12 protein-coding genes are annotated in these 12503 nt (G+C 72.3%); 11 read left to right on the forward strand and 1 reads right to left on the reverse strand.

Annotated features, from left to right (window positions below):
- The first annotated feature begins 29 nt into the window (after positions 1 to 29).
- From AB0J76_RS31595 to AB0J76_RS31625, 7 genes are read left to right on the forward strand one after another with little or no spacing between them, the layout of a single operon-like run.
- On the forward strand, positions 30 to 1634 hold the full coding sequence (locus tag AB0J76_RS31595; RefSeq protein ID WP_352322021.1) for an AMP-binding protein: 1605 nt from the start codon (positions 30 to 32) through the stop codon (positions 1632 to 1634).
- Positions 1634 to 2647: an acyl-CoA dehydrogenase family protein gene (locus tag AB0J76_RS31600; protein ID WP_352322023.1), complete on the forward strand. Its 1014-nt coding sequence runs from the start codon at positions 1634 to 1636 to the stop codon at positions 2645 to 2647. The genes AB0J76_RS31595 and AB0J76_RS31600 overlap by 1 nt, the downstream gene beginning before the upstream one ends.
- Positions 2647 to 3801: an acyl-CoA dehydrogenase family protein gene (locus AB0J76_RS31605; protein ID WP_352322025.1), complete on the forward strand. Its 1155-nt coding sequence runs from the start codon at positions 2647 to 2649 to the stop codon at positions 3799 to 3801. Before AB0J76_RS31600 ends, AB0J76_RS31605 begins: the two co-directional genes overlap by 1 nt.
- Positions 3798 to 4796: a bifunctional MaoC family dehydratase N-terminal/OB-fold nucleic acid binding domain-containing protein gene (locus tag AB0J76_RS31610; RefSeq protein WP_352322027.1), complete on the forward strand. Its 999-nt coding sequence runs from the start codon at positions 3798 to 3800 to the stop codon at positions 4794 to 4796. Before AB0J76_RS31605 ends, AB0J76_RS31610 begins: the two co-directional genes overlap by 4 nt.
- Positions 4793 to 5191, forward strand: a complete 399-nt coding sequence (locus AB0J76_RS31615; protein ID WP_352322028.1) for a MaoC/PaaZ C-terminal domain-containing protein — start codon at positions 4793 to 4795, stop codon at positions 5189 to 5191. Before AB0J76_RS31610 ends, AB0J76_RS31615 begins: the two co-directional genes overlap by 4 nt.
- Positions 5188 to 6354, forward strand: coding sequence for a lipid-transfer protein (locus tag AB0J76_RS31620; protein ID WP_352322030.1), 1167 nt, complete (start codon positions 5188 to 5190; stop codon positions 6352 to 6354). Before AB0J76_RS31615 ends, AB0J76_RS31620 begins: the two co-directional genes overlap by 4 nt.
- 41 nt (positions 6355 to 6395) lie before the next feature.
- The gene (locus AB0J76_RS31625) at positions 6396 to 7121 is read left to right on the forward strand and encodes a DUF981 family protein (protein ID WP_352322032.1); all 726 of its coding nucleotides are present in this window, start codon (positions 6396 to 6398) and stop codon (positions 7119 to 7121) included.
- A 4-nt stretch (positions 7122 to 7125) separates the two neighbouring features.
- Here AB0J76_RS31625 and AB0J76_RS31630 read toward each other — a convergent pair whose 3' ends face one another.
- Positions 7126 to 8850, reverse strand: coding sequence for a sigma factor-like helix-turn-helix DNA-binding protein (locus tag AB0J76_RS31630; protein WP_352322034.1), 1725 nt, complete (start codon positions 8848 to 8850; stop codon positions 7126 to 7128).
- 263 nt (positions 8851 to 9113) lie between these two features.
- On the opposite strand from AB0J76_RS31630, the gene AB0J76_RS31635 reads away from it, so the two are divergent.
- Genes AB0J76_RS31635 through AB0J76_RS31650 form a run of 4 tightly spaced genes read left to right on the forward strand, consistent with a single transcriptional unit; the run spans position 9114 to position 12492 of the window.
- A complete protein-coding gene (locus AB0J76_RS31635; RefSeq protein ID WP_352322036.1) occupies positions 9114 to 10166 on the forward strand; it encodes an ABC transporter ATP-binding protein in 1053 nt (350 codons plus the stop codon).
- Positions 10159 to 10836: an ABC transporter permease subunit gene (locus AB0J76_RS31640; RefSeq protein ID WP_352322038.1), complete on the forward strand. Its 678-nt coding sequence runs from the start codon at positions 10159 to 10161 to the stop codon at positions 10834 to 10836. Before AB0J76_RS31635 ends, AB0J76_RS31640 begins: the two co-directional genes overlap by 8 nt.
- Positions 10833 to 11525, forward strand: a complete 693-nt coding sequence (locus AB0J76_RS31645) for an ABC transporter permease subunit (RefSeq protein ID WP_352322040.1) — start codon at positions 10833 to 10835, stop codon at positions 11523 to 11525. The genes AB0J76_RS31640 and AB0J76_RS31645 overlap by 4 nt, the downstream gene beginning before the upstream one ends.
- A gap of 40 nt (positions 11526 to 11565) precedes the next feature.
- Positions 11566 to 12492, forward strand: a complete 927-nt coding sequence (locus tag AB0J76_RS31650) for an ABC transporter substrate-binding protein (protein ID WP_352322041.1) — start codon at positions 11566 to 11568, stop codon at positions 12490 to 12492.
- Positions 12493 to 12503: the final 11 nt, after the last annotated feature.

A 12503-nucleotide genomic window follows, 5' to 3' on the forward strand; every position in this document is an offset into this window, starting at 1 on the left:
CGGCTTACCTAGCGCTTGCTGGAGGCTCGATGATCGCGCAGACGCTGGCCGCCCTGCTCCTCGACCGGGCGCGGGACGACCGACCTGGGCTGATGTTCGAGGACGCGGTGTGGTCGTGGCGCGAGCACGTCGCCCGCTGCCGGGCGGCGGGGGCCTGGCTGAGCGGGCGCGGCACGGGGCTGCACGTGGGCGTGCTGGCGGAGAACGTCCCGGAGTTGCTTCTCGTGCTCGGCGGGGCGGCGCTCGACGGGCACGTGCTGGTCGCGCTGAATCCGACGCGCCCGGCCGGGGAACTGGTCCGCGACGCCCGCGCCACCGACGTGGACCTCCTGCTCTGGGACGCCCCCTTCGCCGCCACCGCCGCGACGGTCGCCGAGGCGCTGGGCGTGGAGAGCATGCCGCTGTCCCTGGTGTCGTCCCTGGGGGAGGACGGCGGGCGGGCCGGTGCGGCCGCGCCCGGCGACCTGGTGATGCTGATCTTCACGTCGGGGACCTCGGGGCGGCCCAGGGCCGTCCGGATCACGCAGCGCAAGCTGGCGCTGCCGGGGCTGAGCCTGGCCGCGCTGCTCACGCCCGCGGACGTCGTCTACTGCTCGATGCCGCTGTTCCACTCGGGAGCGCTGATGGCCGCCTACGCCCCGGCCGTGGCCTCGGGGGCGGCGCTGGCCGTGCGCAGGCGGTTCTCGGCCTCCGGCCTGCTGCCGGACGTACGGCGGCACGGCTGCACCTACCTGCACTACGTCGGCAAGGCCCTCTCCTACGTCCTGGCCACCCCCGAACGCCCGGACGACGCCGACAACCCCCTCAGGATCGCCTTCGGCAACGAGGGCAGCGCGGTCGCGACCAGGCGGTTCGGCGAGCGGTTCGGCTGCCGGGTGATCGACGCGTTCGGCTCCACCGAGACGGCCATCTCCTTCAGCCCGGACCCCGGCGCCCCGCCCGGCAGCCTGGGCAGGCTGGGCGCGGGCGTGCAGATCCTCGACCCCGCCACCGGCCGCCCGTGCCCGCCCGCCCGCATCGAGGGCGGCCGCCTGCTCAACCCGGACGAGGCCGTCGGCGAGCTGGTCAACACCGCCGGCCCCGGCCTGTTCGAGGGCTACTACAACGACCCGGACGCCGACGCCGAACGCGTCAGGAACGGCGCGTTCTGGTCCGGCGACCTGGCCTACGCCGACCCCGCCGGCCACGTCTTCTTCGCCGGACGCGGCACCGAACGCCTGCGCGTGGACGGCGAGAACCTGGCCGTCGCCCCCGTGGAGGCCGCCCTGCGGGAGTTCGGCGGCGTGGTGGAGGCGGCCGTCTACCCGGTGCCGGACGCGGCGGCCGGCGACCAGGTGATGGCGGCGCTGGTCATGGACGTCCCCTTCGACGCGGAGGCGTTCGCGGCGTTCCTGGCCGGGCGCACCGACCTGGGCCTCAAGTCCTTACCCCGCTATATCCGGATTTGTCGAGAACTTCCGCTGACCCCCTCCCACAAGGTCATCAAGCGGATCCTGGCCAGGGAGGCGTGGCGGACCGGCGACCCCGTCTGGTGGCGCTCGCCGTCCGGATTGCGCCCCCTGACCGGCGTGGACGTCAAGGCGATCGAGGACGAGTTCGTCGAGCACGGCAGGCACCACCTCTTGGAGAGCTGATGGATTTCAATCTGGACGAGACCCAGCAGGACCTGAAGAAGCTGACCGCCGAAGTCCTGGCCAAGCAAGGAGAGGGCGGCCCCGCGGCCGAGCAGGGTGCGGGCGGTTCGGCGGCCGAGGACGGGCTGTGGCGGGCCGGGCTCATGGGCGTGTGCGCGGCCGAGGAGGCGGGCGGCGCGGGGCTCGGCCCGGTCGAGATGGCCGTGGTGCTGCGCGAGGTGGGCGCGCGGGCGGCGGCCGTGCCGGCGTTGCCCGTCCTGGTGAGCACGCTGGCCCTGGCCCGGCACGGCAGCCCGGACCAGCGACGGCGGGTCACGCGCGGCACCCTGGCCCGGCGCGAGCCCGGCCGGGCGCCGGCCGATCCGCCCGCCACGGCCGCCCGGCGCGAGGGCGACGGCTGGTCGCTGACCGGGCGCAAGGTCGCGGTGCCCTACCCGACGGACGACGTCCTGGTCACCGCGGACGAGGGGCTGTTCCTGGTGGCCTCGCCGCCCGCGAGCCCCGAGTTCACCTCGACCGGCGAACCGGCCGCCACGGTCGTGCTGGACGGCACGCCCGCCGAGGCGGTGGCCGGCCCCGAGGCGGCCGCCGACGCCGGACGCCTGTTCACCGTGGCCGTCGCCGCGCAGGCGAGCGGCGTCCTGGCCGGGGCGCTCGACCTGACCACCGCCTACATCAGGACGAGACGGCAGTTCGGCCGGGCGCTGGCCGAGTTCCAGGCCGTGACCATGCAGATCGCCGACGTCTACATCGCCGGACGGGCCCTCGACGTGGCCATGTGGTCGGCGGCGTGGCGGCTGGCCGAGGGCCTGCCCGCCGACGAGGACGTGGCGCTGGCCGCGTTCCACGTCTGCGAGGCCGTCAAGGCGCTCTACACCTGCCAGCACCTGCACGGCGGCCTCGGGCTCGACGTCACCTACCCGCTGCACCGCCACTTCGCGCAGGCCAAGCACCTGTCCCACCTGCTCGGCGGCGCTGACGCCCAGCTCGACCTGATCGGAGCCCTCGTCTGATGCTGATCGACCTGACCCGGGAGCAGCGCGCGCTCCGCGACGAGCTGCGCGAGTACTTCCGCGGCTGTCTGACCGCCGAGGACCGCGCGAAGATCGCCGACGACCCGTTCGGCGAGGCGTACATGGAGCACTGCCGCCGGCTCGGCCGCGACGGCAAGCTCGGGCTGGGCTGGCCCAAGGAGTACGGCGGGGGCGGGTACGGCCCCCTGGAGCAGCAGATCTTCGCCAACGAGATCGCCCGCGCCGGCGTGCCGTACCCCATCATCACCGTGCAGACGGTGGGCCCGACCCTGATGCAGTACGGCACCCAGGAGCAGAAGGACCGGTTCCTGCCGCGCATCCTGGCCGGCGAGTGCCACTTCGCGATCGGCTACAGCGAGCCCGAGGCCGGCACCGACCTGGCCTCCCTGCGCACCACGGCGGTTCTGGACGGCGACCACTACGTCGTCAACGGCCAGAAGATCTTCACCAGCGGCGCGCACTACGCCCAGTACATCTGGCTGGCCGCCCGGACGAACCCCGAGGCCAAGAAGCACAAGGGCATCACGATGATGATCGCCGCCACCGACGACCCCGGCTTCTCCTGGACGCCGATCGTCACCATGGACGGCCGCCACCACACGAACTCCACCTACTACTCCGACGTGCGCGTCCCGGTGGACATGGTGGTGGGCGAGGTGGACCGGGGCTGGGACCTGATCGTCAACCAGCTCAACCACGAACGGGTCACCCTCGGCCCGGCCGGCAACCTCGGCCAGACCTACGACCGCTTCCTGGCCTGGGCCAGGCACGCAGGGCTGACCGACCATCCGGACGTACGCCGCGCCCTCGCCCGCGTGTGGGCCGCCTTCCGTACGAACGAGCTGCTCAACTGGCAGGTGGCGGCGAACATGGACCTCGGCTGGCTGGGCGCGCCCGACGCCTCGGCCACCAAGATCTACGGCTCCGAGCGCATGCAGGAGATCGGCCGGCTGGTCTGCGACGTCGTGTCCCGGTACGGCGACCCCGCCGACCCGGAGACGGCCGAGCTGGCCGAGCGCATGGACCACGGCGTCAAGGGCGCGGTGGTGCTGACGTTCGGCGGCGGGGTCAACGAGGTGCAGCGCGAGCTGATCGCGATGCTCGGCCTGAACCTGCCGAGGCCGCCGCGATGACCGACACGACGACCCCCGCGACGACCCCCGCGACGACCCCCGCGACAACCGGCACGACGACCACCGCGACGACTGACACGACGACCACCGCGATGACCGACGCGGAGCTGCACGAGCTGGCCGGCAAGCAGACGGCGATGGGGGAGCTGCGCGGCGCCCCCGCCGCCGACCCGGTGAACGCGCCCATGATCCGCCATTGGCTGGCGGCCATGGGCGACGCCAACCCGCGCTACCTGGAGGAAGGCGTGGCGCCGCCCGCGATGGCCCAGGTGTGGACCATGCAGGGGCCGGGCTCGCAGGCCAGGGACCGCTCGCCGGTGGACGACCTGCTGGCCGCGCTCGACGCCGCGGGTTTCACCGGGGTCGTCGCGACCAACTGCGAGCAGACCTACCACCGGTACGCCCGGATCGGCGAGCTGCTGACCCCCGCCACCCGCTTCACGTCGCTGGCCGGGCCGAAGCGCACCGCCCTGGGCGAGGGCTACTTCGCCACCTGGAACGTCACCTGGTACGGCGACGACGATCAGCCGGTCGCCGAGATGCTCTTCCGGGTGCTGAAGTTCCGCCCGAAGGCGCCCGCCCCGCGCGAGCGGGAGCCGTACCCGCTGCGGCCGGCGGTCAACGCGGACACCGCGTTCTTCTGGGAGGGGGCGCGGCACGGCGAGCTGCGCGTCCAGAGCTGCGCGGACTGCGGGGAGCTGCGCCATCCGCCCGGCCCGATGTGCCCGAACTGCCGCTCGGGGAACCGGTCGCACGTCGTCGTGAGCGGCCGCGGCACCCTCTACAGCTACGTCGTCCACCACCATCCGCCGGTGCCGGGGCGCGAGGTCCCGTTCGTGGTGGGCGTGGTGGAACTGCCGGAAGGAGTACGGATCGTGGGCAACGTCGTGGACTGCCCGGTCGAGAAGGTGGAGGTCGGGATGGCCCTGCGGGTGACGTACCGGTCGATGGACGACGAGCTCGTCCTGCCGATGTGGACGCCGGAGGAGCCGTGACCCCCGCCGCCGGAACGGCCCTGCCCGAGCTGGAGGTGGACCTGACGCCCACGACGGTGATCGCCACCGCCCTGGCCACCAGGGACTTCACCCCCGTGCACCACGACACCGCCAAGGCCCGCGCCCAGGGCTCGAAGGACATCTTCCTCAACATCCTCACCACCATGGGCCTGGTGGAACGTTATGTCACCGACTGGACGGGCCCGGAGGCGGTCATCACCGGCATCAACGTCAAACTGGGCGTCCCGGCGTACGCGGGGGACCGGCTGAGGTTCAGCGGCGTGATCGTCGAGCGCGACGGCGACCGGTACACCGCGCAGGTGCGCGGCAGGGTGAGCCTGGGCGACCACGCCACCGGCAACGTCACCTTCGTCCTGCCCGGGAGCGCGGGATGACCGGCGGGCGGGCCGCGATCGCGGGTATCGGGGCCACCGAGTTCAGCAAGGACTCCGGCCGGTCGGAGCTGCGGCTGGCCGCCGAGGCCGTGCTCGCCGCCCTGGACGACGCCGGGGTGCCGCCGTCCGACGTGGACGGCATGGTCACCTACACCCAGGACTCCAACCAGGAGATCGCCGTCGCCCGGGAGACCGGCGTGGGCGACCTCACCTTCTTCTCCCGCGTCGAGTACGGCGGCGGCGCGGCCTGCGGCACGGTCGCGCACGCGGCGATGGCCGTGGCCACCGGCATGGCCAGGACGGTGGTCTGCTACCGCGCCTTCAACGAGCGCTCGGGCCGCCGCTTCGGCCAGCCGAACGCCCGGCTGAGCGGGGAGCCCACCTCCCAGGGCCTGGAGATGAGCTGGCACGTGCCGTACGGGCTGATGACCCCGGCCGCGTGGGTCGCCATGTTCGCGCGGCGGTACATGCACGAGTTCGGGGCGACGTCGGAGGACTTCGGGCGGGTCGCGGTGGCCATGCGCAGGCACGCCGCCACCAACCCGGCCGCCTGGTTCCACGGGCGGCCGATCACGCTGGCGGAGCACCAGGCGTCCCGGTGGATCGTGGAGCCGCTGCACCTGCTCGACTGCTGCCAGGAGAGCGACGGCGCGGTGGCCCTGGTCGTGACGTCCGCCGAACGCGCGCACGACCTGCGCAGGTCGCCCGCGGTGATCACGGCGGCGGCGCAGGGGGCGGGCGCGGGCCAGATGATGATGACGAGCTACTACCGGGACGACATGAGCGGCCTGCCGGAGATGTCCGTCGTCGGCCGGCAACTGTGGGAGATGTCCGGGCTGTCCCCGGCGGACATCCAGACGGCCATCCTGTACGACCACTTCACCCCGTTCGTCCTGGCCCAGCTGGAGGAGCTGGGCTTCTGCGGACGCGGCGAGGCCCCCGGCTACCTGCGGGACGGCGGCATCGAGCTGGGCGGCCGCCTGCCCGTCAACCCGCACGGCGGCCAGCTGGGCGAGGCGTACATCCACGGCATGAACGGCATCGCCGAGGCCGTCCGGCAGATCAGGGGGACGGCCGCCAACCAGGTGGCCGGGGTGCGGAACGTCCTGGTCACGGCGGGGACCGGGGTGCCGACGAGCGGCCTGATCCTGTCGGCGTCGTGACGATTAGTTAACTAAAAGACACTCAGGGTAATTGTCACTGCATGAGCGGATTCTGGGGGATCCTGGCACAGCCGGAGTTGAAGATCGACTGGGCCAGGATGCCCACCTACAACACGATCATGGCGGTCGCCGCCGGCGTCGGGTTGCTGCTCGTGGTCTCCTTCGGCCGCCGGCTGCTCAGGGGCGACCCGCTGGAGCACGTGGACGGCTGGGCGCTGGCGTTCGGCGCGGTCGGGACGATCCTGGCGGTCACCGGGTTGCACATGACGCTCACCTGGCCGCTGGCCGGGCAGGGCTTCCCGTTCGACAACATCATCTTCGGGGAGCCCTCGCTGGCGTTCGGCGTGCTGCTGCTGGCCGCCGCGCTCTACCTGTGGAAACGCTGGGGCCTGAGCACCGTGGCGCCCGACCGGCGCAAGCTGGTGGCGCGCACGGCCGGGCCGATCTCGCTGTTCGTCTTCGCCATGGGGCTGGCCTGCTTCGGCATCGCGGCGGCGGGGTGGACGTACACGCTGTTCGCCGCGCCGCCGCAGGAGCCGATCTCGGGGGCCTTCGCCGGCCAGCCGCTGCTGGAGGCCACCTTCATCTCCGGCCTGTACGTGCTGGTCGGGGTGGGGGCGGTGCTGTTCCCGTTCGCGCTGCGGGCCAGGGGCGGCCCGGTCACGACCGTGACCGGGGTGTGCTGGGGGCTCGCCGGGGCGGCGTTCCTGCTGTTCGGCGCGCTGAACTACTTCACCCACATCGGGCTGATCGTCAACACCATGTAGGCGCTCATGGGCCCATGAACATCGGCACGGAGAAGAACACGATCATCGCGATGGCCACGCAGATCAGGAACCCGATCAACTCCCAGGCCCAGTCGTAGTGCCGCTCCCTGCGCCGCTTGAGCGCCTTCTTCTTCCTGGCCGCGGCCTTCTTCTTGCCCGCCGGCTGTTTGCGGCCGCCGGTTTTGGCGCCGCCTCTCCCCGGCGAGCGGGCCGGTTCTGCGCCGGGCTTGCGGCGGGAGGGTTCCTGGAGGTCGCGCGCGGGGTCCGGGTAGCGCGCCCGGTCAGCCTCCAGCTCGCGGGCGAGCTCGAAGGCGAAGTCCGCCGCACGGCTGCGCCCGGACGCCGCCGCATCGGACCGAGCCGCATCCGACAGAGGCGCCTCCGACAGAGCCGGGTCGGACAGGGCCGGGTCGGACAGGGCCGAGGCGGGCGGGACCGGGTCCGACAGGGCCGGGGCGGGTGAGGCCGGGGCGGATGAGGCCGGGGCGTGGCGTGGCTCGGGGGCGGGCATGCGGTAGACCGGTTCGGCGGCGGCCCGGGACCTCGGGGTGAACAGCGGCGCCGCCTCCTTGGCCGGCTGCTCCGCCGCCAGGGGACGCCGGGGAGCGGGGGCCGGCTCCGGACGCGCCGGGACGTCCCTGATCGCGGGCATCTCCTGGGTGATGGGCTCGTCGTCCAGCACGTCCGCGGGGATGGGCGCGGCCAGGAAGAAGGGCCGCTCCCCGGCCGGGGGAACGGCGGCCCCCGCCGGCCGGCCCTCGGCCGCAGCGGCGGGCGGCGCGGTGAAGTCGCCCGTGCTGAACGGCCGTACGGACTCAGGCTGCGGGGGCTCGGAGGGCTGCGGGGGCGCGGGGGGCTGCGGCGGCTTGGGCAGGAACGGTCGTACGGCCGCCGCCCGCGCGGCCGGGTCCCGCAGCGGCCCCATCGAGTCCAGCGCCCCGAGCGGGTCGCGCAGCTTGGGCATCGGCGCGGTCGTCGCCTCGTGCACGGACGGCCGTCCGGCGGGCGGCGGCGTGAGCAGGTCCGCCGGGAAGATCCCGGTGCTGGTCGCCGGGTCGGCCTCGGCGAGCGGCAGCGGCCACTGCGGCGGCGCCGGCCAGAGCGGCTTGACGAACAGCGGCGCGGGCTCGGCCGGCACCGACCCCGCGACGTGCACCCGCAGGACCGCGGGCGGCTCCGGCCAGGGCAGACGTCCCAGGACGTCCCGCAGCGGCGCGACCGCGAGCGCGCCGTACACGTCGGCGACCGGCTTCGGCACCCGCCCGCCGGCCAGCGCGGTCAGGGCCATGTCCAGGACCTCGCGGAACCGGTGGCCCGCGCCGAAGGCGAGCTCGTCGGCGGTGTCGGGGGCGACGTCGAGCACCCAGGCCAGCTCGGCCCGGCTCAGCCCGCACACCGCGCACAGCACCAGCACCTCGCGCTGCTGCGGGCGAAGCTCGCGCAGCACGCGCTCGACCAGCGCCGAGGCCGGGTCGATGAGCGGGTCCACGACGGGCGGGGCGTAGACGACGTCCCGCCGGCGGATCTGGCGGCGGGCGTAGGCGTACAGGGCGGCACGGGGCGGGGCGACGTCGGGGACGCCGGACAGCACGGACGCCAGGACGTCGGACGCGGTGCCCGGATCGCCGAGCTGGTCGGCGCAGTACGCGAACAGCCCGGCGGCATGGCGGTCGTAGAGCTCTGCGATCAGTTCTGTGCGGGGGCGCTGACCGGTGAGCGGCTGGGACACGGGGCCGATCCTCTTGCTAAATGTGCGGACGCTGAGGTGAGGGGTACGCGTCTGGAGTTTGTGGAGGTAATCATGCCAACTCACCCAGGCCCGGCGCACCACTTGATCGGAAATTCCGGTAAATCTCCCTGGTCAGTGAAACGTTTAAGCCGATCCCCGTGGGGACACAGGGGTGAGGGTCGCCGTAGTCTTGTGGGCCACCGAGATCATGCGGCGGTCGTGGCAGGGGGGCCGCGGCCCTGCCATCGAGCGAGAGGTCACGCGTGATCACATTCGACGCTGTCACCAAACGCTATCCAGACGGCACCACCGCCGTGGACGCCCTCTCCCTTGAGGCGCCCACCGGCGAGATCACCGTGCTGGTGGGCCCCTCGGGCTGCGGGAAGACGACGTCCCTCCGGATGATCAATCGCATGATCGACGCTTCCGAGGGACAGATCCTCCTCGACGGGGTGCCCGTGAGCGGCATCGACCCGCCCACGCTGCGCCGCGGCATCGGGTACGTCATCCAGCAGGCCGGCCTCTTCCCGCATCGGAAGATCGTCGACAACATCGCGACGGTCCCGTACCTGCTGGGCTGGGACAGGAAGAAGGCCCGCGCGCGGGCCATGGAGCTGCTCGAACGCGTCGGCCTGGACCCGGCCTTCGCCGGCCGCTATCCCTTCCAGCTCTCCGGCGGGCAGCAGCAGCGCGTGGGCGTGGCCAGGGCGCTGGCCGCCGATCCGCCCGTGCTGCTCATGGACGAGCCGTTCAGCGCGGTCGACCCGATCGTCCGCACCAGCCTCCAGGACGAGCTGCTGCGGCTGCAGGCGGAGCTGAACAAGACCATCGTGTTCGTCACCCACGACATCGACGAGGCGATCAAGCTCGGCGACCGGGTGGCCGTGCTGCGCGTGGGCGGACGGCTGGCCCAGCTCGCCGACCCCAAGACGCTGCTGTCGGAGCCGGCCGACGACTTCGTCCGCGAGTTCCTGGGCCACGACCGGGGGATCCGGCGGCTGCAGTTCATCTCCACGAAGGGGCTGCGGCTGCGTACCGACCTGACCGTGCGCGAACGGGCTGCGAGCGACGAGCCGTGGTTGCTGGTCGTGACCGACGACAACAGGCCCCTGGGCTGGTTCGCCGGGTCGCGGCCCGACGAGCTGGAGCCGTACGGGACGTTCGTGCTCGGCCGAGACTCGATGCGCTCGGCCCTGGATGCCGCGCTGCTGTCGCCCTCGGGCTGCTCGGTCGCCGTGGACGAGGACGGCAGGGTCGTCGGCGTGGCGACCAGGGAGGCCCTGGACGAGGCGCTGGCGGAGGCCGCCGATGCGTGAGGGTCCGCCCAGCATCTGGGAGTGGATCGCGCGCAACTGGGACACCGGCCGCGCCGACAGCATCAGGAACCTGCTGACCGACCACCTGACCATGTCCCTGGTGCCGATCCTGGCCGCGCTGGTGCTGGCGTTGCCGCTCGGGCTGGCCTGCGTGCGCTGGCGGTGGCTCTACCAGCCCACCTCGGGCCTGATGAACGTCGTCTACGCGCTGCCGTCGCTGCCGGTGTTCATGTTGCTGATCTCGGTCACCGGGCTGTCGCAGACCACCGTGATCATCCCGCTGACCTTCTATGGCATGGCCGTGCTCATCCCGGCCGTGGTCGACGGGCTGAACTCGGTGCCCGACCATGTGCGCCAGTCGGCCGTCGCGATGGGCTTCACGCCCATGCGCCGCCTGCTGCAGGTCGAGCTGCCCATCGCCACGCCGGTGGTGCTGGCCGGGCTGCGCGTGGTCGCGGTCTCCAGCATCAGCCTGGTCAGCGTGGGCGCGCTGATCGGCCAGGGCGGGCTCGGCGGGCTGTTCACCCGGGCCTACCAGAACCCGTTCATGCCGCCGGTGGTCACCGGCATCGTGCTGATCGTCGCGCTGGCGCTGGTCGCCGACGGCCTGCTGGTCCTGGCCCAGCGCCTGCTCACCCCCTGGGTGCGCGCGCGGAAGGGGACGTCGTGAGCTGGTTGAGCTCGTTCTTCGGCTGGCTGGCCGACTTCTTCGGCACCGGGGCGAACTGGGCCGGCCCCGACGGCATCCCGGCGCGGCTGCTGGAGCACCTGGAGTTCTCGGCCCTGGCGCTGGTGCTGGCGATGCTGATCGCGGTGCCGCTGGGGCTGGCCATCGGCCACACCGGCAGGGGCGAGGTCGTGGTCGTCATCTCGGCGAACCTGGCCAGGGCGCTGCCGACGCTCGGCCTGCTGGTGCTGTTCGTGCTGCTGCTCGGCACGTCCTCGATCTGGCCGGTGATCATCCCGCTGGTGCTGCTGTCGGTGCCGCCGATCCTGGTCAACACCTACGAGGGCATCAAGGGCGTCGATCCGGAGCTGCGCGACGCGGCGTACGGGATGGGGCTGCGCGGCGGGCAGGTGCTCGGCCGGGTGCTGGTCCCGGTGGCGCTGCCGCTGATCCTGCTGGGGCTCAGGCTGTCGGCGATCCAGGTGGTCTCCACCACGACGGTCGCGGCGTACACGGGGCTCGGCGGGCTCGGCCGGTTCGTGATCGACGGTTTCGCCACCAAGGATTATGCGAGCGTTGTGGGGGGTTCAGTACTGATTGTGCTGTTCGCGCTTGTCGTGCAGATCGTGTTCGCCCTCATCCAGAGGGTGACCGTTTCGCCGGGGGTGAGCCAGAGACTGAAGGTTCGATAGTCTCCGGTATTACCTGCCGCTTTAGAAGGGAAATTCAGAGATGAGACGCATGATCGGCACCGCGGCGGTGCTCGTGTCGGCGACGCTGGCGCTGGCCGCCTGCGGTGGCGGGAGCGGCGGTGGGGCCAACCCGCTCGACACCACGAGCGCGGCGCCCAGCGGGTCGGCCGCGGCGGCCGGGGGCAAGGCCGTCATCGGCTCCTTCGACTTCGACGAGAGCGTGCTGCTCGCGTCGATCTACGCCCAAGCCCTTGAGGCCAAGGGCGTGCAGGTCGAGGAGAAGCCGCGCATCGGCAGCCGCGAGGCGGTCTACGACCAGGTCAAGAACGGCGGCCTGACCATCGTTCCGGAGTACAACGGCAACCTGCTGGCCTTCGTCGACCTGAAGAACACCGCCTCGACGACCGACGAGGTCAACGCCGCGCTGAAGGAGAAGCTCCCGGCCGAGCTCGAAGTGCTCGACTCCTCGCCCGCCGAGGACAAGGACAGCCTCTCGGTCACCAAGGACACCCAGACCAAGCAGTCGCTGAACACCATCGAGGACCTGGCCAAGGTCTCCAAGAACATGGTCGTCGGCGGCCCGCCCGAGTTCAAGAAGCGGTGGGAGGCGCGCTTCAAGGAGGTCTACGGGCTGGAGTTCAAGCAGTGGGAGCCGAAGGGCCCGGCCACGGCCGACGCCCTGAAGGACGGCTCGATCCAGGTCGGCAACGTGTTCACCACGGACCCCAAGATGCTGGCCAACAACCTGGTGCCGCTCCAGGACACCAAGAACATCTTCCCCGCCCAGAACGTCACGCCGCTGCTGTTCAAGGCCGGCGCGAACGACACGATCCGCACCACGCTCAACGGCATCTCGGCCAAGCTGAGCACCCAGTCCCTGCTCGACATGATGCAGAAGATCTCCGTCAACAAGGACGAGCCCGCCACGGTGGCCAAGGAATGGCTGACCTCCAACGGCCTCGCCTGACGCCCGCGGCG

Source organism: Nonomuraea sp. NPDC049624 (genome assembly GCF_040675255.1).
Lineage (GTDB): Bacteria > Actinomycetota > Actinomycetes > Streptosporangiales > Streptosporangiaceae > Nonomuraea.